We start from the raw sequence: 25,252 nt of genomic DNA on the forward strand, positions 1-25,252 counted from the left end.
TCCTTTATCCCCGCTTCAATTGAAAAGTCTGCGGTAAATCTCGGTTACATCGTCCTTTGTCATGTCTTTCCTGGTATTGGAAGGACTTCCACTTTCCATGGCATCCCCTGCCATCTTATCAATGACTGTAAAAAATGCTTCCCTGTTTATACCATATCCAGAAAGTGAGGGAATCTCAAGTTCCTCTACAATTCCAATCACAGCCTGTAAAAATGCCTTTGCAGCCACTTCATCCGTATCCGCTTCTCCTGCTACTCCGATCTCTCTTGCCATAACTGCAAACCGGTCATACGCTCCATCAAGAGCAAACCGGAAACATTCTTTTAAAAGCATGGCATTGGAAATACCGTGGGGAACATGAAATAGTGCTCCAATGGGGCGGCTCATTCCATGAACCAAGGTGACTGAAGCATTGTTAAAAGCGATGCCAGCTTCTAAAGCAGCCAGAGCCATCTCTTCTCTGGCTTTTTTGTCCTCCCCATTATGGTAAGCCTTTGGAAGCCAGGCAAAGATTCTTTTTACGGCTGATAAGGCAAAGGAGTCAGATAAGGGCTGTGCTTTTCTTGAGGTATAAGCCTCCATTGCATGAGTTAAGGCGTCAAGTCCCGTTGCCGCTGTTATCTTAGGTGGAGCTGTCATGGTAAACCTTGGGTCAATGATTGCAAGATCTGGCATCAGCACCGGACCCTTTAAAAGCATCTTAATGTCCTTTTTGGTATCTGTAATAATGGTAAACTGTGTTGCCTCAGAACCGGTACCGGCTGTGGTAGGAATGGCGGTCATAGGAGGAAGTTCTCCTTTGATGACCTTACCCATGTAATCAGAGATCACGCCACCACAAGCAGATAACGCAGCAATTGCCTTCATGGAATCAATGGGACTTCCGCCTCCCAGTGCGATTAGGAAATCACAACCTTCCTCTTGATAGGAGGATAAACCTGCTTCAATCATGGTATCTGTAGGCTCTCCATTAATCCCGTCAAATACGGAATAGGAAATGTTCTCATCTTTTAAAAGTCCCGTTAAAATCTCCACATTTCCAAGCTTCACCATCATCTCATCGGTGACAATTAAGGCCTTATTCCCTTGTTCTTTTAAATGAGCCCTGGCATCAAAGAGGGCATTGTCTCCACTTAAGATTGTTCCAGGCATAATAAACTCTCTTCCCATTATTACGCTCCTTTCCTATTTATGATAATGTTTTGATTTAATTGTTGTTGTATTTTGGTTATATTCTAGCACTTTTCATGGGTATGGTCAAGAGATTCTTCCAGTTTTTTTCCACAATATGATCACTTCTTGGTTACTTGTTGATATTTTTTTGTGCATCTGTTATAATTCCATCAGAAAGGTTGCCAATGGGGCAGCCATAAAAGGAGTTTAACATGAGAATTTCCCGTATTGACGAATTAGAACAATATATTCTGGAACACAAGACTGCCTCCATTGATAGCCTGTGCGAAGTCTTTGAAATATCAAAAAATACACTTAGAAGAGACTTAGAGGTCCTGGTATCAAGAGGAACGGTAGAAAAGGTATACGGCGGTGTGATTGCCCTGGAATCGGTCTCTCCCATTCCAGAACTAATTACCTTTCACGAGAGGGCCAATCAGAATGCACATAAAAAACAGCAGATCGCAGCCTTAGCCGCTTCCTATGTCAGAGAACGTGATATCATATTTATAGATAGCGGAACTACGACCATGAATATTGTGGACTACTTGACCCATTTGAATACGGTTACTGTCATAACAAACAGCGTTCAGGTCATAAATAAGGCCATGAATTATGCAAACATCAACTTGATCGTTTTACCTGGTTCCTTAAAAAGAGATACTGCTTCTCTTGTGGGAAGCTCCTGCGTGGAATATTTAGAGGACTTTAATATTGTCAGGGCGTTTATGGCTTGCACCGGAATTTCCACCCAGGCCGGAATCTGTAATGCTTCTACGGAAGAATATAACGTAAAAAAAGCGGCAATTAAAAAAAGCCAGAAGCATTATCTTCTGGCTGATTCCTCAAAGTTTGGCCGTGCCTCCCTTATGACCTTTGGAGATGTGAGTCAGTTTGACTCGATACTAACCGATCAGATGCCAGATGATGCATTCTGCTCCTACTGCGAGGAACAAGGTTGCGCCATCCGCATTGCCACAGAGGCAGTAGTTAGATTATAATTTCCTCTGTATGAAGCAGAGTGACATCTTCTTTATAATAGGGCTGCATACTCTCTTCCACATTGATTTTTATATGTTCAAATGAGATATCTCTTGCATAATCCGCATAGATTCCAGATATCTTAGTTCGAATCACACCATCACCCTGGCAAGGACGGATATCATATCCCTCAATGTCCCAACGGGAAGTCTTTTCCAGGGTCAGATGGATGTGGTCAAAGCTCACATCTTCCACGTAATTATCTTCACTTCCTCGAATAAAGATTCCATTTTCCCCTTTGCAGGTAATGTTCTGGAACCGGACATTTCTGACCATTCCAGCCTTTACCCCAGGCTTACGATCTTGTACGGTAATGCAGATCGGCTCGGCTCTTCCCCACCACTCATGAGAAAACCGGCGTGTCTCAATGACGATATTGGAAAACACAACATTTTCCACGTTTCCACCATCTCTAATTTGAAGAGAGATACCACGATTACTTCTGCTGATGGTACAATTTTCTACCAATATGTTACGGAAGCTACATTCCCCTTCGGTGCCAAACTTAATGGCTGCACTGGTGGAGATTAAGGTGCAGTTTGAAATTACGATGTTTTCGCAAGGACCATATTGATTGTAATCTCCTGAGTTTTTTAAAACAATGGCATCGTCTCCACACTCAATGTGGCATCCGATGATACGGACGTTGGTACAGTGATCTGGGTCGATTCCATCCGAGTTTGCCATCTGTAGGTTATTAAGAAGACGGATACCCTGGATTAATACATCGTTACAGCCCACAAGATGAACGGTCCAAAACGCACAGTTAATGAGAGTCACATCCTGAATGGTCAGATGCTCAAATTTCTCCAAAAGCATAAGCGGAATTCTTGGATAATAAGTTCCTTCAATATGATAACCAGAGTCTGTCCCGTAAAAAATCTTCTCATTGGCATCAATGGTGCCAAAACCAGTGATTGCCACATTCTTCTGGTCAAATCCATAGAGAAACGCGTGAAATGGTCTGCCGTTGTATTCGCTGTTTAAAAAAGAAGGAAGCCCGGATTCATGGGCTACGATTTTGCCTCCGTTTGCCAGAGGGTAATAATCATTTAAGTTGTCGCTGGCCTTTAACACCGCCCCCATCTCCAGGTGGAAATCCACGTTGGACTTAAGTAGGATAGAACCGCTGTTATAAGTATGACCGCCGGGAAGAAAGACTCTTCCGCCTCCCTCACTGGTACATGTGTCTATGGCTTTTTGAATTGCCTCTGCATCATTGGTGATTCCATCGCCCTTAGCTCCGAAATCCAATACATTGTATCTCATAATTTCCTCCAATCTGACAATTTCATCTGTAATGTTCTGTCTTTTTACGAATGTGTTTAAATTGGCCCAATTATATCAATTCTATCCGAAGAAAAATAGCTGAAATGAAAAATAAACGGCAAAGACTTATAAAAAAGCTGTTTTTTATAAGTCCTCTGCCGTTTTTTAACCCTTTAAACCGGAAGTGCTAATGCCTTCCACCAAATATTTCTGCAGGCAGATGAAGATAATCACTGCCGGGAGAATGGATAAGGTGGCCATGGCGAACATAGCGCCGTAATCCGAGGAAGAACCTGGGTCACTAAAAAGCTTTAGTGCCAAGCTGACTGGATACTTCGCAGATTCGTTGACGTAGAGCAGGGCAGATAAAAAGTCATCCCAACGCCACATAAAGGAAAATATACTGGCTGTAATCATAGCCGGAGTTATTAATGGCAGCATGATCCGGGCAAAAATACTGTAATAGGAACAGCCGTCAATCTTTGCTGCTTCATCAAGCTCTCTTGGAATGCCATCAATGAAATTAATCATCAGGTAGATGAAAAAGCCCTGAATGGCAAAGTAATAAGGGATGATAAGAGGACGATAGCTCCCCACCCAGCCAAGCTTCTGAAACCATAAATACTGAGGAATCATAAGTACCTGAGCTGGCAGCATCATGGACAAAAGCATGGCAACAAAGAGAAACTTTCTACCAAAGAACTTACACCGTGCAAGGCCGTAAGCAACAAACGCAGAAGAAAAAACGGTTCCTAGAGTAGCCACCACCGCAATAAAAAAGGAATTACGAAAAAACACCACAAAACCAGTCTTTGCAAATCCCCTCCAGCCCGTGGCATAATTAGTCAGGACGAACTTCTTAGGAATTAATTGTCCGGCTGTGGTAAAGATAGTGCTGGTTTCCTTAAAGGAGCTCATGATCATCCAGATCAGAGGATAGACCATAATAAGGCCAAATCCACATACCAGGATATGATAAACAATGTCACCCATTCGTTTCTTTGTCTTCATGGTGTCACACTCCTCCCGTATAAACCCAGAATCTCTTGGTTGCAAATAATATCATAGTAATAAAACCAATGATCGCTAACATGACCCATGCCAGTGCCGCACCATATCCTGTATTGTAGAATTCAAAGGATTGCTGATACATGTAAACGGTGTAGAATAAGGTAGAGTTTAAAGGCTTTCCCTGGGTGATGATAAAGCACTGGGTAAAGGCAAGGAATCCGTTAATCATCTGCATCACTAGATTAAAGAAGATGGTGGGGGTCAATAGAGGCAGGGTAATTCGAAAGAACTGGGATACTTTCCCCGCTCCATCCACTCTGGCAGCCTCATAAAGAGTCACCGGAATCTGCTTTAGAGAGGATAGAAAAATCAACATGGAAGAACCAAACTGCCACACCGCCAAAATAATGAGGGTCCAGATTGCCGTATTCACATTGCCAAGCCATGGAAAGCTGGAATTAACACCGGAAAGTCTTAAAAGCTGATTTACCACCCCATCAGTAGCAAACATACGCTTCCATAGAATGGCTACGGCTACAGAACCTCCAATGATGGAGGGCAGGTAATAAGCAGCTCGGTAGAATCCGGTTATTCTGGTGGTCTTATATAAGATCAAGGCAACCATTAAGGCAAATACAAGACGAAGGGGCACGGATACAAGTGCAAAATAAAAGGTGACCCCAATGGTTTTTAAAAAGATGACATCATCCGTAAACATCTTAATGTAATTTTTCGCTCCTACAAAAACTGGTGGTGCCAATATATTGTAATCGCAAAAAGAATAAAACAAAGAAAGTCCCATGGGAACTACCATAAACACAAAAAATCCAATGGTAAACGGAAGGCTGAACACAAATCCTGCCGTGCTTTCTTTATTCATAAATTGTCTGAAACTCTCTCTTTTCCTATGGTTCAAATACGTCCCCTCCGTTCTCAAAGAAAAGATCTCGAAAAAAGGGGCAGAGCCTACTCTGCCCCAATTCATTATTTCTGGCTCATGATCTTATTGGCACCGTTGTAGAATTCCTCTGCAGCGGTTGCAGCATCGTAAGCGCCGTAGCATAACTGTTCCTGTACCTGATTTAAGAGGTTGAATACCTCACTTGCTCCATCAGGTTGAGGTGGATTGATGGGTGAACTGTTTGGAGTTATGACTTCATTGATATATCGAATGATTTCCTGGTTGATTGGATCCATCTTAGGAGAAAGTTCCTCTGCAATCTTACTGGAAGCTGGAACTCCACGCTCGCCTAAGAGAATGTTGTTTGCGTCGCTTGAATTTACCAGGAAGTTTAATACCTTAACAGCTTCTTCCGCATTCTTTGTATGGGCACCAATGGAGAAGAACTGGCTGGATTTTAAGTAGCCGGATTTCTTTGGATCAGGAGATGGCCATGTGGTCATTCCTACGGTCACACCTTCTGGTGCTGCCTTCTGAATCGCAGTAAGCTGGTTGGAGTTTGCAAACGCACACCAGGACATGGTGTCTGGGCTTGAGCCGTAAACCATAGGATCTTGTTCCACGGAACCTACAGAAATTTCAGCAAATACGCCCGGATCTATGAGCCAGCCCTCTTTTAAGCCTCTCGTATACATCTCAAAGAAAGGAATGTAGCTTTCCTTTGTTCCCCCCATCTTTTTATCTCCAAAGAGCACCACATCATAGGCTCTCATAAAGTAATCCAGATAGGTCTGAGCGGTTCCATAAACGATGGAGGTCTTATATCCGGTCTTTTTATAAATCTGACGGCAAAGTTCCTCAAACTCATCAATGGTTAAATAATCCTTAACTGTAATGCCGTTCTGGTCAAGAAGTGTCTTGTTGTACATCATAGCCGGTGAGTTAATCCCCGCACAGATGGCATATACCCCTCCCTCCACGGTACCGGTGGCCATGGTATTCTCTGTAATGTTAGAAACATCAAGAGTCTTATCGTCTATGTACGGCTTTAAGTCCACCAGCAAATCATTCTTCACATACTGGTCGATGTACATATAATCCATCTGGACAATGTCAGGAATGGATTGTCCCGCTGCCGATGTAGCAAGCTTATTCCAGTAATCCGACCACTCTGAAAACTGTCCTTCAATGGTAATTCCAGGATTCTTTTCTGCATACAGATCAAGTGCTGCCTGGGTTCTTTCATTACGGACCTGGTTCCCCCACCAGCTCATAGTAAGCTTTCCCCCATCTTGCTTTGCCGCTGCCGTAGTCTGTGTCTCCTTGGTGGTCTCAGGAGCTGCAGTTGTGGCAGAAGTCTTGCTTCCCCCACAACCCGCAAGAGATGCTACAGCAAGAACCCCTGTCATGAGCAATGCCATTCTTTTTTTCATAATACCTTCCTCCTTTTTAACTCATCTTAGGTAATTTCATTATACGTTTCGTATTTCCAGACGTATATGCGTAAAACCGAGTTAGAAGTGGAAAAAACCGAGTTCATTGTATATAATGTATATTTTCACGACTTATTAATTGTGTTTGTTCTATATTTTGTATATAATTTCCTTATAGATATTACTACACAGGAAAAGAGGGGCAGCCTATGAAAGCTTTTATCCGCAACTTGTCCTTAAAAAAGAAGATACAGTCCATTGTGTTTATCAGTATCCTGCTCTTAGTTCTTACCTCCTTCCTTAGTATTCACATAACCTCTCTCGCTCATCAAAAGGTATTGCACCAGACCGTCGCCACCACACTTTCCTTTTCTGCACAGGAGTTAAATAATCGGCTGGAGAACATCGGCACCATGGCAGATATGCTCTTAGCTGATAACTCCATGCAAAAAGGCCTTGGAGTCTATAAAGATTCTACCTTGACCCAGGACCGCACCATTGCTTACAAAACCCTGTATACAACCTTAAATGAGTATTACTTTAACTTCCGTAAAAACAACATTAATTACATGAGTCTTTATCAAGATAACATTTCCATACATACCCACATCATGAGCAGGGAAAAACTTCCCGATACCATAAAAAAAGATTTGATTCGGCGGGCAGAGGAAGGAAAAGGAAAAACCTTGTGGGTCACGGACTACAGCCAGGAATATGGGCTTTTCATGGTAAAGAACATAAGACGTTCTCAGTTTTTGAAACTGGATTCCATTGGGAATTTAATTGTTAACATTGACATTAACCAGCTTATGAACTCCTTTACGGATACCAGCCGACTCAATGAAAAGGCTGGATATATTCTTTATCACGATGGCAAATTTATTTATAACTCTTCAACTCTGCCGTCTGAAGAAGGACTTTTAAAGCTTTTTGATTCCAGGTATGGACAGGTGAAATTAGAAACCAGAAATTATTTCTATGTGAAGAGAGGAGTGCCTGATCTGAACTGGGATTTCGTGTGCATGATTCCCTATGATAACATCGTAACTTCCCTTAAGGTGAGCCTTAATCTATGCATCATCATTACCCTTTTAGCAGTAGCTGCTGCCATGTCCCTATCCTCCATTCTTATTGATTCCATCACCAGGCATTTTAATATCCTACTTCTTAAGATGAACAATTTAGCTGACGGCAACAACCATAGTCTCTTCGTACATTACGATTACCGAGGGCGAAATGATGAGGTCGGAGTCTTACATACTCGTTTTGACGAGATGGTATTAGCGGTCAATGACCTCATACGGACCAATTATCTAAACGAGATCTTAAAAAAGGAAGCCCAGCTAAAAGCCCTGGAAAACCAGATGAATCCTCACTTTTTATACAATACCTTAGAATCCATTAACTGGAGAGCAAAAACCCTTGGAGCCAGGGATATCTCCTCTATGGCAGAGGCCCTTGGAACCCTCTTAAGAATCACACTGGATCAAAAATGCAAGCAGGTGCCGCTTCGTACAGAGCTTGAGATGGTACAGTGTTATATGACCATTCAAAAATACCGATACGAGGACCGTTTGGAATACCAGGTCATAGTACCTCCCCATCTTCTAGACTGCTGCGTCCTTAAGCTGACCCTTCAACCTCTGGTTGAGAATGCCATAAGATACGGCCTGGAAGAAAACACGGAAGGATGCAAGATACAGATTGTGGCAGAACAAGAGGACAACGTCCTTCATGTATTGGTAATCAATAATGGCTCCACCTTTGAAGACAAGCTCTTAGAAAAGTTAAAAGCCCATCAGATTACCCCTCATGGGTTTGGGATTGGCCTTTTAAACATTCAGGAGCGGATGGAGCTGACCTATGGATCTGCAGGAAGCCTTGAACTTTATAATGAAAAGGAGCAAGCCATTGCAAGACTCACCATTCCTCTTCCCATAGAAATGGAAGAGGGGGAGTGCCAGAAAGGAGAAGAACCATGTTAAAATTAATGATTGCAGACGATGAGCGGATGATACGGGAATCCATCTCCACTCTAATTGACTGGAAGAGTCTGGGGATTGAACTGATTGGCACCTGCAGCGACGGGATTGAAGCCTATAACATGATCCTTGATGAAACACCTGACATTGTTCTTACCGACATCCGCATGCCAGGCTTATCCGGTCTTGATCTGGTGAGTCGGATCTCACAAACTGATTTGAGCACTCAATTTATCATTCTTTCTGGATTTGGAGAGTTTGAATACGCCAAACAGGCCATGAAATACCGGGTCCATCACTATTTATTAAAGCCCTGCAACGAAGGCCAGATTATTGAAAGCATGAAGGATGTGGTAAAGGAGTATTACCACCGTCGCGCATTTCAGGATCTTAAGGACAGGCAAAAGGCCCTGACCGACAACCTCCATCACAGCGTTTTGGCTAACGTCATAAATGAGGGGATCTTTCTTCAAGAGTCCTCCGAACGGGAATGGAATTCTTATTCTGGCTTCATGGATTTTTTTAACACTGGCTACGAGATGTGTTATCTGCATTATCTGGAAGAGGAATATTTAACATCGGTTTTAGACCAGGTTTCCTTCTATATGAAGGAACATGCGCCAGGAATCACGATTTACAGCCTTTATGTAAAGAATACCCTGATCCTGTTTTTTGAGAGCCATCAAGTCTCCTATGAAACCTTTGATGCCTTTATGAAGTCACTGTCTTTGGGAGAACTGCCTATTGAGCTCCAGTACATAAGAACTACATTTTCAAACCTTTCCAGCCTAATTGAGACATTGACCGGCAAGGTCAGACGGTACGGCATGATTTATTTTATGAATGGTCTTCAGCCAGTTCCTATCTGCAATTATAAGAATCTGATTGCTAAAATTGAACAGCTCACTACTTCCCTTATGCAATCAAAAAGCCCCCAGGCCGATATCTTCCTAGAGGAATTAAAAAATACGCTAGACAATATTAATAATCTGGATTTTTTAAAGCAGGCAGGCTCTCGCATGGTAATTAAGTTCACAACAGGAAACCGGTATTACTCTTCTCTGGAAGCCACCGAATACTTAATGTCCCTAAATGAACAAACCGACATTGAAAACCTACGCTCCATGCTCCTAGAAAAGATTTTACATATCCTAAAACGTCCCTATGAAAATCCCCAGTCCTGCAGCACATTCATTGAGAAGGTCATGCAATATGTAGAGACTAACTTAAATAATCCCAATTTAACTTTAAAATGGATCGCAGAAAATTATTTATTTATGAATGTGGATTATGTCAGTGCTCGTTTCATGAAGGAAACAAAGCAGAAATTCTCCAATTACCTGACAACGCTTCGCATACAAAAAGCGAAACAGCTCCTAACGAAAGGAAATGCAGAGCAGATTCAAATGGTAGCAGAGCAGGTGGGCTGCGGTAACAATCCTCAGTATTTCAGCCAGATCTTTAAAAAGCATACGGGAATGACTCCCACCGCTTTTATTAAGAAAATGAACGGAGGAGAATAAGTCCAAAAATGCCCTGACTGGTCTTTCAAACCACTGTCAGGGCATTCCACTCTATTACCTATCGTCTTTAATCTGTAATCTATAGTCTTTAATCTGTAATCCATAGTCTATAATCTGTAACTATAGTGTGTATTCTATAATCTCTCAAGTATCTTCCTAAGTGCTTCGCAAGCAATGGTAAACGATTCTTCCCCACTCAGCTTTTTCTTCTCTACCGCACTCTGCTCTAAAGCACTAAATCCAGCAAAATCAGCCAGATGTGGCTCCAGAGATAAGAAGCCCTGATATCCACTGTCTTTTAACATTATAAGAATCTTTTCCACATTCCCATCCCCATAACCTGCTGGAACTACGCTGCCGTCAGACCACAAGGCATCCTTAATGTGAATGTAAGCAATATACGGTTTTAACATCTCGTATGCCGCTATGGTATCCTGTTTGCACTGGACAAAGTTTGCGAAGTCAAACACTGCCTTAAAATGCTCTCCATAAAACTCCTTCATAAGTTCCAAGCAGCGATCTGCCATATCTCCATAGATATCTTTTTCATTTTCATGAAGAAGAATGATATTGCTGGTTTTTGCATAATCCACAAACTGTCCCATCTGGTCCATAACCTTTCCACGGTATGGGTCATAACTTTCATTCTCAGGCATGAAAAAGCTAAACATACGTATATAAGGTGTCTCCATCTCATGGGCAATCTCAACGGTATGCTTATAAAGCTCCATGTGTGGTGTGAAATCATCGGTGATTTTGATTTTACCAATGGGAGAACCAACAGAAGATAGTTGAATTCCCGAATCCGTTAACTGCTTTTTGATTTCCTTTGCTTCACCCACGCTATATTCTACAAGGCCTTTTCCATTGACCCCACGCATCTCTACATGATGTATATTAAGCTTTTTTAAGACCTGAATCTGCTTGCTTAAGTCCGTATCAATTTCATCTGCAAATCCAGATAGTTTAATCCCTTCCCACATAACCAATTCTCCTTTTTTCGTGCCAGTAACAGCCTATTTTTTATATCGTTCTCTACGATTAAATGTGTCTATCTCAATAGCTTCCTTCTGTGCTAAATACCACTCCAGAGCCTTCCTTTTTCTTAGAAGCCTTACGGCGCTTTGTCAATTCCTCTAAGAATAGATCTTCATCAAAAGGAAGTTCAATATCTTTCTCCAGCCAGCTAGATAAATGCATGGCATTTGATAAGGTCAGGCCATTGATGCCTTCCACCCCTTCTGCCACAAGTGGTGTTTTATGAAGAATTCGATTGGCAAATGCCTTCATTATTCCCATATGCTGCTCATTAAGCCCATCTGTCTCCACTTCGGTTACGGTACATTCCGGCGTATCAAATCCGCCTTTTGCCGTCTTACAGAAAGTACGCTCATTCTCAGACAGCTTGTGAAGCGTTAGCTTATTATCTTCACAGACAAGCTTGCCCATTTCCAGGGTGACTTCAAACCGATTGGTACCAGGTGCATCGGCTGTAGTGGTCACAAATACGCCCGTGGCCCCATTTGGATATTCCATGTAAGCCGTCACGTCGTCTTCCACCTCAATGTCATGCCATTTCCCATTGTGGCAGAATGCTCTCACCTTACTTGGCATTCCACAGATCCACTGGAGAAGATCCATGTTATGAGGACACTGATTCAATAAAACTCCGCCACCTTCTCCATCCCAGGTTGCTCTCCAGCTTCCAGAATCATAATAGGACTGGGTGCGATACCAATCGGTTACGATCCAGTTGACTCTCTTAATGGCTCCAAGTTCTCCACCAGTCACCAGCTCATGCATTTTACGATAAATGCAATTGGTTCTCTGATTAAACATCATGGCAAACACACGGTCACTTTTCTTTGCCGCCTCATTCATTTCCCGTACCTGCTTGGTATAAACGCCAGCCGGTTTTTCACACAATACGTGAAGACCTTTATTTAAGGCGTATATGGTCAGCTCCGGATGCTGATAATGAGGAACTGCAATCAGCACTGCATCACAAGCTCCTGAATCGATCAAATCTATCCCTTCCTCAAAGATAGCCACTGATTCCGGCAAGGTTTCTTTCGCCCAGGTCCTTCGGCTCTCCTGCCTGTCTGCTACCGCAGTTACGGTAAGCTCAGGAAGCTTTGCTTCCAATAAGCTCTTTAAATGACCAGATCCCATATTCCCGATTCCAATAATGCCTAGTTTTACCTTTTCCATCATCATCTCTCCTTATTTCTAGCTGATTCATAAATGTCCATTACCGTATTAAATGTATTTTCAACAGAAGGCAAATCATTTCCATAAGCCTCTCCTGTTTCAATGCAGTGATAAAAGTCCTTAATACAAGCTTCGTGTCCTCTCCCCCAGTATTCCTTTCCAGGAGCCAATCCCTTTGCCTCCTGGAAATAAATCGGTTCTTCCTCTTCCCAGGTCCTGTACCAAACAGAGCCACCTTCCAGTCTCACCACGCCTTTTTCGCATACCAGTTCAATCAAGATAGGAGCATCATATCCAAAAGCCGTTGTGGCGTAAAATGTGGCCCGTACCGGATCCTCTCCTTCGGTAAATTCCATATAAGCTTCTACCGTATCTTCTACCTCTACAACATTTTTTAGATGATGGTTACTAATAGTTGCCTCCGTTTTCATCGGCTTCCCAAGCCAATAAAGCAAAAGGTCCAGGGTATGAACCGACTGGTTAATTAAGACTCCGCCACCCTCAGTATTAAGGCTTCCCCGCCAGCCGCTTTCTGTATAGTAGGTTTCCCCCCGGTTCCAGGTTACAAAGGCTCTTCCTCCCTTTACCTTACCAAGAATTCCTTCTCTTAAAATCCGGCCAACCTCTTTACTCGTCTCGTTATAACGGTTTTGAAAACAAATGCCAAGTCGCCCTTTGCTTTCTTTCTCCGCCTCAGAAAGCAAGCAAAACTGCTCTCTGGTTATTGCAGGAGGTTTTTCCATAAATACAGATATTCCTTTTTTTAATCCTGCTACAGCCAGGTCTACATGACAAGAATGTGGAGTACAGATATGGATTGCATCCAAATCCCCATATTCAAGCATCTCTTCCAGCGAGCCATAGACCCCTGCTTCTCCTCCCGTATATTCCTTGGAGTATTCTTCCGCTCGTTCTTTCTGGATATCTGCAAAAGCACAAAGATTGACGTTTGAAAGTCCCTTTAAACTTTTGGCATGAACCCTTCCGATACCACCACACCCAACGATGCCAACCCAAACCATGATTCCATCCCCTTTTCTTTTTGCCGTTTCTATGATAGATTTATTATATACTTTTATTAACGCAATTTGTTTGCGTAGATTGACTAGAAACATGCACAGATTGTCTTTTTAAGGAGGCTCCCATGAAAAAGGAAAATCTTTACCACTACAGTGAATTTTCCGAACCCTTTAGTTGTGACTTCACCACCAGCCATGCGGCAGGAAATGTAGATTTTCACATGCATAACAGCCATGAGATTTATCTCCTTTTGGACGGACATATCCAGTATTTTGTGGAGAATGCGTGTTATGACATGAGTCCTGGAAACTTAATCCTATTCTCCAACCGAGAGATACACAAAGCCATTAATACAAACAACGAACCCTTTACCCGCCTTGTTATCCACGTAAAACCAGCTTTTATACGCCCTTACTCCACACCCCACACCAATTTACTTGATTGTTTCCACAGGGAGCCAGGAGTAAACAACTTAATCTCTCTTTCCAAGGAAGAAAATGATTCCCTGATTGCCATGGCAAACACTTTAATTGAGGCAAAAAAAAATCACGGCTCATTTGGCAGTGATTTAACGGAACTTACAACGTTACTTCAGATCTTAATCCTGATTAATAAAACATACAAAAAGACTGGCTCCAAGAATACCTCACCAAGACCTCATAAGGCACAGGCCATCATGGGTTATATTGATGAAAATTTAACATCACCCATGACACTGGATTCGATCTCCCACGCCTTATCTCTTGACAAGTATTATCTAAGCCATTTATTCAAATCAGAAACAGAAAGCAGCATCTTCCAGTACATTGTGGTAAAACGGGTGGCCCTGGCAAAGGAGTTTTTATTAAAGGGACATACCGTTTCCGAAGCCTGTTATCTATCTGGGTTTCATGATTATTCTAACTTTATCCGCACCTTTCGTCAGACAACAGGCTGTACCCCTGGGCAATTTAAGCGTCTCAACCAGTAACGAATTATTTGAGCTTATAGACTGGGTCGGCAGGATAGCCGCCCCGGATCTTTTGCATTCCTCTTTGTATGGCGTCCTTTGACTGTTTCCAGTCTGCATCCTTATTGATATAATCGAATTTTTCTATGAACCAGTCAATATCCCCTGACATCCGTTCCATATTTTCTTCCATCAACTGAAATAGGATAGGGTAAAATTCCTTCCGTTCCCCATCAGTCAAGTACTTATCAGCCCCGTTGCATAAATCCCCAAAGTGGTGAAAACAAAAACCCTTGCTCTTTGTTAGCTTTTCGCGAAAAGCAGAATCATTCTTATAGAGATGAAAAAAGGTAACCACGTAACGTTCATAACGCTTTGAAAAGCGGTCACAGATATAACATGTCTTTTCTCTGGAAGTGACCCAATCCCGGATAGAATTTCCGTTACTCACTTTTTTAGTCAATCGATCTTTTAAGGAAGTCTTTTGTGGGGCAAAGCTGCCAAACTCTTCCTTCATCTCTTTCATCAGTTTTTTATAATAAGTCTTAAGAATCCACCCATTACCAAGGGCATTTCCGTAATCAAACATCTTTTTTTGATGGGTACGGCAAAATCCTTCCTGGTCAGTCGATTCCCTGGTATCAGGTTCCATGTAAGAGGCACAGGAGCCCAGCGCAAAGTCCATTAATTCCTGCTCCGCTTTCCGCTCCAAATAACAAAATGGGCATTCATCATTCTCATCCATGGCATCATTTAATGGTATTTCATATAATTTTTCCTTCATCTTCGCTTCCCTTTCCCTCAAAACAAAAATGGCTGTGCCAGGATTACACCTTCGCACAGCCAGCATATTTGCTTTTCGCCCAAACTTACAGACCTTAGACTTTAAACCGGTAGCCAACGCCCCAGATGGTTTCAATATACTGAGGTTTCGCCGTATTAAATTCGATTTTTTCCCTGATCTTCTTAATATGGACGGTTACCGTGGCAATATCCCCAATGGATTCCATATCCCATATTTTATTAAATAATTCCTCTTTTGTATATACGTGATTGGGATTTTGTGCAAGGAATGTTAAAAGATCGAATTCCTTAGTCGTAAAATTCTTTTCTTCTCCGTTGATCCATACCCTTCTGGCTGTCCGATCGACCTTAAGTCCACGGATCTCTACAATCTCATTGTCCGGTGTTCCGCTTCCAATCAGACGCTCGTAGCGAGCCATATGAGCCTTCACTCGGGCTACCATCTCACTGGGGCTAAAAGGCTTTGTGATATAATCATCGGCTCCCAGTCCAAGACCACGGATTTTATCTATATCCTCTTTTTTTGCAGATACCATAATAATAGGAGTATTCTTTACCTCGCGCACCTTTCGGCAGATCTCAAAGCCATCGATCCCAGGAAGCATCAGATCCAGTATCAACAGGTCAAAATCCTCACGTAACGCTAACGCCAGTCCTTCCTTCCCGTTATTTTCAATCTCTACTTCAAAGCCGCTAAGCTCCAGATAATCCTTCTCAAGTTCTGCGATGCTAACCTCATCTTCTACAATCAGTATTCTGCTCATTTCTATATGACCTCCTGGTATTTTCTTAACACAAAATGGATCTCCGTTCCAATCCCTTCCTTGCTGCTGGCCCAAATCCTTCCGCCATGATCCTCAATAATCTTCTTCACGATGGACAAACCGATTCCGCTGCCTCCCTGAGACGAATTCCTTGAGGAATCCGTTCGATAGAACCGGTCAAAAATATTGGGTAGATCCTTTGCTGAAATCCCCTTGCCATTATCCTCTATGCCTACCTGGATAAAATCACCTACATCCTTAATCCGAATATTAATGATTCCGTTTCTCTTATCCATATATTTGACTGAATTGCTGACAATATTATTAATCACACGGCGAAGCTGTTCTGCATCGGCTATAATCACCACATCTTCATCTACATAATTGAAATAACCAAGCTCAATGCTTCTGGCCTCCATCTCAAGCCCAACCTCATCGACACAGTCCCTAAAATAATTGGAAACACTGATTTTTGAAAAGGTATAGGGAATCTTGTTGGTATCGATCTTAGAATAAAAGGTCAGCTCATCAATTAACTTATCCATATCGTTGGCTTTGTTATAAATGGTGCGGATATAACGATCCAGCTTTTCAGGAGACGAAGCAACACCATCCATAATTCCCTCTACATACCCTTTGATGGCTGTAATCGGTGTTTTCAAATCATGGGATATGTTACTGATCAGCTCTTTATTTTCTTTATCGTATTCAATCTTTTCTTCTGCCGATTCCTTTAGACGGATCCTCATCTCTTCAAAGTCTTGACAAAGTTGTCCGATCTCGTCATCCTCTTCAATCTCTAGTGAAAAATCTAAGTTTCCATCCCGTATCTTCTTCGTGGCTACCTCTAGACGTCCCAAGGGGCTTATGACAGAACGATATACCCACATCATAAGGATAGCATCGGTAAATACAATGATCATAATACCAGCAAGAAGCATCTCCCACATCATTAGTTTGATCTCAGGAAGGAGCCCATCTATATTGGATACGATAAATACGCTTCCTAAACCTTTATCCGGAAATAAAAAATCAATTTGCTTCACCAGATGCTGACTTTCCCCATCTAGATAAATAGCACCATCCAGAGTGCTGTCCATCTCCTCATACTTTGGGAGCTGGTCATATAGGGCCTGGGTGATGTGACTGTTGCCATCAAAGATTACCGTATCGCCCTTTCGAACAATCACATAGGCGTACTTTCTTGACAATGTGTTATTTAACTTGTCCAGGTATTCCTTGTCGCCAAGCCGCTCTGGATCGCTTTGAATCAACTGGCCGATCTCATTTACCTCGTGGCTGGTCAAGCGGCTAAAAATCTGAATGGTATTGCCGGAAATCAGATCGATCTGATCCGTCAGATTATATGCTTTTCGAAAAGCATTCCTCTGATAACTGTTAAGTCCTGTCACAACACCGAATATAAGAGTCAGGGGGATCACCGTGATAATTATAAATGCAACCACCAATCGGGTTTTTAATTTTAATTTCACTATTCTCACTTCTCCTATGCTACTGTCTTAATACATAACAAAAAAATTATATAATGTAATGATATTATAACACAAATGGCCGTAACAATTTATAAAACAATTCTAAAATTTAAAAAGCTACGGCAACAGGTGGTTTTACCCTACCTGCTGCCGCAGCTTTTAACAATTAATGGCTATATTATAAATATTTTTTAAGAAGTTCTGTTTTATCTAGCTTCTCCCAAGGAAGATTTAAATCATTTCTTCCAAAGTGTCCGTAAGCAGCGGTCTGCTTATAGATCGGACGACGAAGATCTAACATCTTAATGATACCTGCTGGACGAAGGTCAAAGTTTTCACGTATGATACCTACCAGCTTTTCATTGCTTAACTTTCCGGTTCCAAAGGTATCTACCATAACGGAAGTCGGGTGAGCAACTCCGATGGCATAAGAAAGCTGAATCTCACACTTGTCAGCAAGGCCTGCTGCAACGATGTTCTTAGCCACGTAGCGGGCTGCATAAGCAGCAGAACGGTCTACCTTGGTACAATCCTTACCAGAGAAGGCACCGCCGCCGTGACGAGCATAGCCGCCGTAGGTGTCAACAATGATCTTACGGCCAGTTAAACCGCTGTCACCGTGAGGTCCGCCGATAACGAAACGGCCAGTTGGGTTAATAAAGAATTTCGTGTTATCATCTACTAATTCTGCTGGGAGAATTTCATCAAATACATACTTTTTGATGTCTTTGTGAATCTGCTCCTGGCTTACATTTTCATCATGCTGTGTGGATAAGACTACGGCATCCAAACGAATTGGCTTACCACCTTCACTATATTCAACGGTTACCTGTGTCTTACCGTCTGGACGAAGATAAGTTAAGGTTCCATCTTTTCTAACTTTTGTCAGCTGAAGAGCAAGCTTGTGAGCCAGTGAAATAGGATATGGCATAAATTCTTCGGTTTCGTTAGTTGCAAAACCGAACATCATTCCCTGGTCTCCTGCTCCGATGGCATCGATCTCTGCATCAGACATTTTATTTTCTTTTGCTTCCAGTGCGCGGTCAACGCCCATAGCAATATCTTTGGACTGTTCATCAAGAGCTACCATTACGCCGCAGGTATCGTAATCAAAACCGTATTTTGCACGGTCATAGCCGATTTCCTTAACGGTTTCACGTACGATCTTCTGAATATCCACGTAGGCATTTGTGGTAACCTCTCCCATAACCATAACAATACCAGTTGTGGTACAAGTCTCGCAAGCCACACGACTCATAGGGTCCTGCTTTAACAGCTCATCAAGAATGGCGTCAGAGATCTGGTCACACATTTTATCCGGATGTCCCTCTGTAACTGACTCGGATGTAAATAATAATTTTTCCATGATGTAATTCCTCCTTTTTTTAGATGGGGGAATAACAAAAAGAAAAGTCCGCTGCAAATGCGGACTTGATAAACTGAATCAAATCCTCTTATTGCTCGATTTCTCGCTCAGGTTGGCACCTTCCAGCAGCTATCTTATGGCTTTATGCCATCGTGTTGCGGGGGTTGCCGTGACTTCACAGATCCTTTGTATCTCCATCACTCTGAATAAGGGATATTACGTACTTTTCATTTGTTATTCAATTGTAAGGTACTAATTATTGCACCTATATTCTAACCTATTCATAATTGGCTGTCAAGTGCATTTCTATCTGTAACTTTTCTTCTCTTCCCAAAGAATTTCCGGATAAAGACCTGATTTTTTAAGTTGTCTGATAGCCTCTACCACCGTCTCCTTATCCTCTTTATAGGTCACGCCATACCAGCGGTCTGAGCTTTTTAACACTGATACGGAAGCCTTCTCTTCTTTTAGCAGTTCATCCACTACAAAGGGAAGGAAGTATTCACATTTAACTGGGTTTTTAGGCAGCTCCCCCTCTAGAAAGCTGATAAAACGGGAAGATAACTCTCTTAAGATGCTTTCTGTAAATCCCCACAGGTTCATAGAAACCAGAGTTTCTTCGGACAGTTTAGTCCAGTTTTTGCCGTCATCTTCTGTATATTCAGCCATAGTTCCATGCTTTTCAATTCGAGTCCGCTCATGGATATCTTGAAGTTTTCCATCTTCATCTACGGTACAAACACCTCTTGCCACATGGCCATTTTCGGTGAGCGTATTGTAAAGTTCATAACCTACCATGGCATAGTGATATATATTCTCATCATCAGAGACGTTTACAAGCTGATTATAGATGGCCTGAAATGCGCTTCTTCCGTAATAGTCGTCAGCGTTGATTACGGCGAAAGGACCGTCAATCACATCCTGACAGCAAAGAATGGCATGACCAGTTCCCCAGGGTTTCACCCTTTCTTCCGGAACCGCATACCCCTTAGGAAGCTTATCAAGCTCTTGGTATACATACTCCACCTTTACATGATCTTTTAATCTGTCTCCGATGTTTTCCTTAAATTCTTTTTCAATGGCTTTCTTTATGATAAAAACAACCGTTTCAAATCCAGCTGAAACAGCATCGTATATGGAAAAGTCGATAATCTTATTCCCATACTCATCCACTGGATCAATCTGCTTTAATCCTCCGTAACGACTCCCCATACCTGCCGCCATGATTACTAGAACCGGTTTTTTACTCATTGTTGTTACCTCCGCTTAACTGCCTACCCCTGCCTCTTACTGGTCAAAGTAGGCATTCCTTATTTCCTCAGTTATTCTAACATAATTTGTGGTGTGGTGTCTATATGATCTGCCTAACTGGCAAGTGGGCTTATTACAATAACGTAGATATCAACACCTTCTGCGAATAATTATCCTTTACTTTCCTTTATGACTGTAATAATACAAAGATGCACACTTTCTTTAGTCGCAAAATAAGGGTATCGGCCAATACCGCCCAAAGAAAAGTGACACTATAATTGTTCCAGTAAAAAACCGTTGTAGCTGTAAAGAAAATCATTAATTGAAGGAGCGAAAATAAGTTCATTAACCAATTAAATATAACATTATTAATAAGACTCCAAGTATAATTAGAAAAATAGATATTTTTTTTATAGTTGGAAATTCACCTTTAGAAGGAACACGAAATTGACTTTGTCCTCTTCCACGTATAGTATAAAACATATTAGGATAAAAACAATATATCATCCCTATACCTAAAAACATAATTCCCATGAATCCTAAGACGCCTTCACGCTTAGGCTGTGAACGGAGAATTCTAATCAATTCTTCTGGATCAGCATATTTTTCCTTCAGTTGTAAATATTCATCGTTGTCTCCATCAAAAACAGCAGAATCATCAGTATACGGATCATACGTGAATCTATATCCCTCCGGATAGTATAACGTTATCGTTGAATCATAAATTTTGTACCCATACCTCGTCTCTCCGTCTCTAAACTCTTTATTTTCTGTATCAAGAACAATGGATTTATTATTGATCTTATACGTTTTTCTTGAACAGCCCGTTGATAGCAGCAACAAAATCAAAATCAAAAATACCTGCACTAAATATAATTTTTTGTAACGCATAACAAATGTACCTCCTTTACACATGTATGTCTTAATTGCCAACTAATTCAATAATGGGCAGCAACAGACGACTTACCATTAGTTTGGTAGCATTAACTCTGCATTCCAACCATTTAGTCGTACAAATCTGACCATTTGGTTAAATATTATGCAACATTACACGTTTAGAATAAATGATATTAAATTATAACACAATAATGAAAATTGAGTTTTGATTGTTTCAGCTTATCTTCTAATCCTCGCACAGCGCAAAAGCCCTAAAAAACAACTATCCCATAGGACAATGCAGATGTTTAAGATAAAATAATAATTTTGCTTTTGGGGGTAATGATACTAATCTGTTTCGCAACTTCATAATCCTTTTTTTCGCCATCAGGATATCCATAAAAAACAATATCCACATCCATGTATTCTTTTATGTAATCCAATGCCTGATTGCCAAAAGAATCCTTGTCTAAAAAGGTGTTTTTGATAATTCGTCTAACCTCTTTTGATTTGGTTAATCTTAGGATTAAGTCTGATTAAGTACTGGCTTTTCCTTCATTAAGAATTATTGAGAAACATTTTGTAATGATATTTCTTTTTCCTGATAAATTTTTATTGTGATACTCCATAATATAAGGCAGATAACAACATTAATAATTAACACACTGGCCCCTATGTTGATAAAAGAAAAATCTGATATCACCTTAATCAACTTATATATTCCAAGAATTGTGGCTGTTGAAACCACATATGAAAGAATAGTAAAAATTTCAATTTTTTCAGTTGCTTCTCCAAAAAGATAATTTACTGATGTTAAGAGTGTACCGGAATATAACGCAATATTAATTCCCATTAGGGACAATTGACCTAAAGCTTGCATGGATATCCTATTACTTATAAGGTTTGGAATTGAAAATAAGATTCCTATTACAGTGCTAATCACTATAAGAAAGATAAGAAGTAAATATTTAGAAATTATAATGTCTTTTTTTGACAAAGGTGATTGGACAATATACTTTGTCCATTTAACCTGACTATCTATTCGGAATGTTGAAGTTAAAATCGTACTCCCAATAATAATTGGAACAATAGGGATAACAAAACCTTTATTTGTAAACACACAATATGCTATTAAACATACAATTATTATTGTATATAATTTAATAGCACCTTTTATATTATATAGATCCTTAATCATTAATCCACTCATCACCTTACCCCCTTAGTTATCAATAACATGATTTCTTCAATTGTAGGTTCTTCAAAATTAATCAATTCGTCTAAACAATACTGTTTAAGTTGATTCGAAGCTAAAGCAATAACCCCGTTTGGCTTATTCTCATACGCCGTAATAAATGTCTTATCAAGTCTCGCAAACTCAGATTCTTTACATCGAATCAACAAATTATCATCAAGCAATGAATCTTTATTCATTGAAAAAATCAGTTTTCCATTATCAATAAACGTAATATAATCTGCCACATTTTCTAAATCAGTCGTTATATGTGAAGAAAACAGTATACTATTCTTCTCATCTTGGACAAACTCTCTAAATATGGCAAGTACATTATTTCTCATAATAGGATCTAACGAGGCTGTAATCTCATCTAAAATTAACAATCTGGGATGATGGGTTAATGCAACGACTAAATTCACTTTAATTTTATTTCCACGGGACATTTTACCAATACTCACACTGCTTGGTATCTCCATTTTCTCTATTATACTATAATACAATTTTTCATCCCAACTTTTATATATCCTGCAAAAAACATTACAAATTTCCTTAATATTTAATCCTTCCGGAAGACAGTTCTCATCATAAACAACGCCTAGTTTTTCTTTAGCATCAGTTGTTAAGTTGCCATGTTCCATACCAAATATTTTTATGTCTCCCTGATCAATTCTAATAAGATTTAATACAGAATTAATAAGTGTAGTTTTTCCAGCTCCATTTATACCAATAAGTCCCATTATACAACCTTCAGGTAATGCGAAACTAACATTCTGCAGCATGAAATTTTGATAGCTTTTCGATACATTGTTTATTTCCAGAATATTACTCATTATGACCCCCATCTCTTCATACTCTAATCACAATAAAACAATCTTACTAAGTTAATTAATTCGTTTTCAGATAAATTTCGTTTTTTTGCCTCACGTACAATACTCTCAATCCTAGATTCAAAGCTTTGAATATCTTCATCCTCTATTTTATGTATATAATCGTATTTCACATAGTTTCCCTTTCCAACCACAGACTCAATTATTCCTTCTTGTCTAAGTGATTCAAAAGCCTTCTGAACAGTTAATATACTTATTTCAAGTTCTTTTGCTAAAGTTCTTACGGAAGGTAGCAATTCTCCATCATCCAACTCCCTATTTAAAATAGATGCCTTTATTTGATTAACAATCTGTTCATAAAATGGCACACTAGTTTTAAAATTAATGATAATTTCAAGTTTTTTATTCATATATCCTCCATGTATAACACTATATTACACCGCATTACACTTGTCAAGTGCTGTTTAAAAATGTTATTGCTCAGACCAGAGTGTTCACCTTTTCTGCACGGTTATACAGAGAAATGTCCTTTCCCTTTATAATCACGGTCTTTAGATCATTTTACTCTAAAATATACAGTGCTTATGAAATGTGCTGGAGCATGCAATTCCAGAAGTTGTGAAATTCGATTATTTTAATGACATGAATTTAAAATGGTGCAAACGCAAAGAGGGGGTGGAATCCTAAGAATTCCACCCCCTCTGTTGACATAGCGGAAATATCCCCGCCTAGCCTACTTTTAATTTAAATTTTTTCGCTTCCTTATCGGAATCTATCTTTTCAATCATGGCTCCAAGTCCTTGAAGCTTCTCTTCAAAACACTCGTAACCTCTCTGAATATAACCGATTTCATCAACCACTGTATATCCATCTGCTGCAAGTCCTGCGATAACCAGAGCTGCACCTGCACGAAGATCTGGAGCATTAACAAAGGCACCACTAAAGCCGCCAACTCCGTCAATTACAGCTACATTCCCCTCAACCTTTACGCTAGCGCCCATGCGGGACAGTTCATCCACGTAACGGAAACGGTTTTCAAATATGCTCTCTGTCACTACGCTGGTTCCATTTGCAAGCGCCAGAGTAACCGCCATCTGAGGCTGCATATCCGTAGGGAATCCAGGGTAAGGAAGAGTCTTTATGTCTGTATGTTTTTGATTGGTCTTACCAACCACTCGAACGGCATCGTCAAACTCTACCACTTCACAACCCATCTCAAGGAGCTTGGCTGTAATGGCTTCCAAATGCTTTGGAATTACGTTCTTAACCATAACATCCCCTCTGGTGATTGCTGCAGCACACATAAAGGTTCCTGCTTCAATCTGATCAGGGATAATGGAGTATTCAGTTCCATGAAGTTTGTCAACCCCGAGGATGCGGATGGTATCTGTTCCAGCTCCTTTGATGCTTGCACCCATGCTGTTTAAAAAGTTTGCAACGTCAACGACGTGAGGTTCTTTTGCCACATTCTCTAAAATAGTCTGTCCTTCTGCAAGAGTTGCCGCCATCATTACATTAATGGTAGCTCCAACACTGACTACATCTAAATAGATATGGCTTCCCACAAGATCTATTGCATGGGCAATGACCGCCCCCCGCTCAATCTTTAATTCCGCGCCAAGTGCACGAAATCCCTTTAAGTGCTGATCAATGGGTCTGCTTCCAATGTTACAGCCTCCCGGAAGAGGAACCTGAGCACTTTTGTATTTGCCAAGCATGGCTCCGATAAAATAGTAAGAAGCCCTGATCTTACGAATATATTCGTCATCAACTGATACTTCACGAATGGTTCCTCCGTTGATGCGAACCGTATGTCTGTCGATGCGCTCTACCTTTGCACCGATCTCTTCAATTGCTTCCAGTAATACGTTTATATCCCGAACATCGGGTAAATTATCAATCAGAACATCATCGTCTGTCATAATAGCTGCTGCCAGAATTCCCAAAGCGGCATTCTTCGCTCCACCGATGGTCACTTCGCCCACCAGGGGATTTCCGCCCTTCATAATATACTGCTCCATTTCACACCTCTGATTATCACTTTATCTATTAAAAATTTCTTACGTATTTTTGATTAGTCTTTCACAATTATAACACATCCTGAGAATTTGTAAAGAGAAC

General features: G+C 40.8%; 22 protein-coding genes and 1 riboswitch. Of the genes, 4 read left to right on the top strand and 18 right to left on the bottom strand.

Features of this window, described 5'->3' with window-relative positions; all coding sequences use genetic code 11:
* Window positions 1–15 precede the first annotated feature (15 nt).
* On the bottom strand, window positions 16–1,170 hold the full coding sequence (locus BET01_RS01700) for an iron-containing alcohol dehydrogenase (RefSeq protein ID WP_120195017.1): 1,155 nt from the start codon (window positions 1,168–1,170) through the stop codon (window positions 16–18).
* A 215-nt stretch (window positions 1,171–1,385) separates the two neighbouring features.
* Here BET01_RS01700 and BET01_RS01705 point away from each other — a divergent pair, with 215 nt between their 5' ends.
* Window positions 1,386–2,174 (top strand): DeoR/GlpR family DNA-binding transcription regulator, encoded by a 789-nt coding sequence (locus BET01_RS01705; protein WP_120195018.1) that lies wholly within the window; start codon window positions 1,386–1,388, stop codon window positions 2,172–2,174.
* On the opposite strand, the gene BET01_RS01710 is transcribed toward BET01_RS01705, so the two are convergent.
* The 4 genes from BET01_RS01710 to BET01_RS01725 form a co-directional block, all read right to left on the bottom strand.
* Entirely contained in the window at window positions 2,164–3,483 is a 1,320-nt protein-coding gene (locus tag BET01_RS01710; RefSeq protein WP_120195019.1) for a glycoside hydrolase family 28 protein, read from the bottom strand. The genes BET01_RS01705 and BET01_RS01710 overlap by 11 nt on opposite strands.
* A 165-nt stretch (window positions 3,484–3,648) precedes the next feature.
* A complete protein-coding gene (locus tag BET01_RS01715) occupies window positions 3,649–4,494 on the bottom strand; it encodes a carbohydrate ABC transporter permease (protein ID WP_120195020.1) in 846 nt (281 codons plus the stop codon).
* 4 nt (window positions 4,495–4,498) lie between these two features.
* Entirely contained in the window at window positions 4,499–5,374 is an 876-nt protein-coding gene (locus BET01_RS01720; protein ID WP_243117107.1) for a carbohydrate ABC transporter permease, read from the bottom strand.
* 104 nt (window positions 5,375–5,478) lie between these two features.
* Entirely contained in the window at window positions 5,479–6,828 is a 1,350-nt protein-coding gene (locus tag BET01_RS01725) for an ABC transporter substrate-binding protein (protein WP_120195022.1), read from the bottom strand.
* A gap of 209 nt (window positions 6,829–7,037) precedes the next feature.
* Between BET01_RS01725 and BET01_RS01730 the strand changes: the two genes are divergently transcribed.
* Together BET01_RS01730 and BET01_RS01735 are read left to right on the top strand one after the other, a co-directional pair.
* The gene (locus BET01_RS01730) at window positions 7,038–8,813 is read left to right on the top strand and encodes a cache domain-containing sensor histidine kinase (protein ID WP_120195023.1); all 1,776 of its coding nucleotides are present in this window, start codon (window positions 7,038–7,040) and stop codon (window positions 8,811–8,813) included.
* Complete coding sequence (locus tag BET01_RS01735) at window positions 8,807–10,333, top strand: response regulator transcription factor (protein WP_120195024.1); 1,527 nt, start codon at window positions 8,807–8,809, stop codon at window positions 10,331–10,333. The genes BET01_RS01730 and BET01_RS01735 overlap by 7 nt, the downstream gene beginning before the upstream one ends.
* A gap of 134 nt (window positions 10,334–10,467) precedes the next feature.
* On the opposite strand, the gene BET01_RS01740 is transcribed toward BET01_RS01735, so the two are convergent.
* The 3 genes from BET01_RS01740 to BET01_RS01750 form a co-directional block, all read right to left on the bottom strand.
* Window positions 10,468–11,316, bottom strand: a complete 849-nt coding sequence (locus BET01_RS01740) for a sugar phosphate isomerase/epimerase family protein (protein WP_120195025.1) — start codon at window positions 11,314–11,316, stop codon at window positions 10,468–10,470.
* A 73-nt stretch (window positions 11,317–11,389) separates the two neighbouring features.
* Complete coding sequence (locus BET01_RS01745; protein ID WP_120195026.1) at window positions 11,390–12,544, bottom strand: Gfo/Idh/MocA family protein; 1,155 nt, start codon at window positions 12,542–12,544, stop codon at window positions 11,390–11,392.
* Window positions 12,545–12,546: 2 nt separating this feature from the next.
* Complete coding sequence (locus BET01_RS01750; protein WP_158584964.1) at window positions 12,547–13,566, bottom strand: Gfo/Idh/MocA family protein; 1,020 nt, start codon at window positions 13,564–13,566, stop codon at window positions 12,547–12,549.
* Window positions 13,567–13,688: 122 nt separating this feature from the next.
* Between BET01_RS01750 and BET01_RS01755 the strand changes: the two genes are divergently transcribed.
* Window positions 13,689–14,534 carry an AraC family transcriptional regulator gene (locus tag BET01_RS01755; protein WP_120195028.1) on the top strand — a complete coding sequence of 282 codons (846 nt, stop codon included), beginning with the start codon at window positions 13,689–13,691 and terminating at the stop codon, window positions 14,532–14,534.
* A 4-nt stretch (window positions 14,535–14,538) separates the two neighbouring features.
* Here BET01_RS01755 and BET01_RS01760 read toward each other — a convergent pair whose 3' ends face one another.
* The 10 genes from BET01_RS01760 to BET01_RS01805 form a co-directional block, all read right to left on the bottom strand.
* Entirely contained in the window at window positions 14,539–15,297 is a 759-nt protein-coding gene (locus BET01_RS01760; protein WP_120195029.1) for a DUF6062 family protein, read from the bottom strand.
* A gap of 94 nt (window positions 15,298–15,391) precedes the next feature.
* Window positions 15,392–16,081, bottom strand: a complete 690-nt coding sequence (locus BET01_RS01765) for a response regulator transcription factor (RefSeq protein WP_120195030.1) — start codon at window positions 16,079–16,081, stop codon at window positions 15,392–15,394.
* A 2-nt stretch (window positions 16,082–16,083) separates the two neighbouring features.
* Window positions 16,084–17,574, bottom strand: coding sequence for a sensor histidine kinase (locus BET01_RS01770; RefSeq protein ID WP_120195031.1), 1,491 nt, complete (start codon window positions 17,572–17,574; stop codon window positions 16,084–16,086).
* Between the two features lie 178 nt (window positions 17,575–17,752).
* Window positions 17,753–18,940: a methionine adenosyltransferase gene (gene metK, locus BET01_RS01775; RefSeq protein ID WP_120195032.1), complete on the bottom strand. Its 1,188-nt coding sequence runs from the start codon at window positions 18,938–18,940 to the stop codon at window positions 17,753–17,755.
* Window positions 18,941–19,025: 85 nt separating this feature from the next.
* Window positions 19,026–19,153, bottom strand: a riboswitch (SAM riboswitch).
* Window positions 19,154–19,246: 93 nt separating this feature from the next.
* The gene (locus BET01_RS01780; RefSeq protein ID WP_120195033.1) at window positions 19,247–20,191 is read right to left on the bottom strand and encodes a nucleotidyltransferase family protein; all 945 of its coding nucleotides are present in this window, start codon (window positions 20,189–20,191) and stop codon (window positions 19,247–19,249) included.
* 345 nt (window positions 20,192–20,536) lie between these two features.
* Entirely contained in the window at window positions 20,537–21,082 is a 546-nt protein-coding gene (locus BET01_RS01785; protein ID WP_120195034.1) for a hypothetical protein, read from the bottom strand.
* A 550-nt stretch (window positions 21,083–21,632) separates the two neighbouring features.
* Window positions 21,633–22,277, bottom strand: coding sequence for an ABC-2 transporter permease (locus BET01_RS01790; RefSeq protein ID WP_120195035.1), 645 nt, complete (start codon window positions 22,275–22,277; stop codon window positions 21,633–21,635).
* Complete coding sequence (locus BET01_RS01795) at window positions 22,277–23,134, bottom strand: ABC transporter ATP-binding protein (protein WP_158584965.1); 858 nt, start codon at window positions 23,132–23,134, stop codon at window positions 22,277–22,279. Before BET01_RS01795 ends, BET01_RS01790 begins: the two co-directional genes overlap by 1 nt.
* A gap of 23 nt (window positions 23,135–23,157) precedes the next feature.
* Window positions 23,158–23,541, bottom strand: a complete 384-nt coding sequence (locus BET01_RS01800; RefSeq protein WP_120195037.1) for a GntR family transcriptional regulator — start codon at window positions 23,539–23,541, stop codon at window positions 23,158–23,160.
* 318 nt (window positions 23,542–23,859) lie between these two features.
* Entirely contained in the window at window positions 23,860–25,152 is a 1,293-nt protein-coding gene (locus BET01_RS01805) for a UDP-N-acetylglucosamine 1-carboxyvinyltransferase (RefSeq protein ID WP_120195038.1), read from the bottom strand.
* Between the last annotated feature and the right edge of the window lie 100 nt (window positions 25,153–25,252).

It is taken from the genome of Lacrimispora algidixylanolytica, assembly GCF_003609635.1.
GTDB lineage: Bacteria > Bacillota > Clostridia > Lachnospirales > Lachnospiraceae > Lacrimispora > Lacrimispora algidixylanolytica.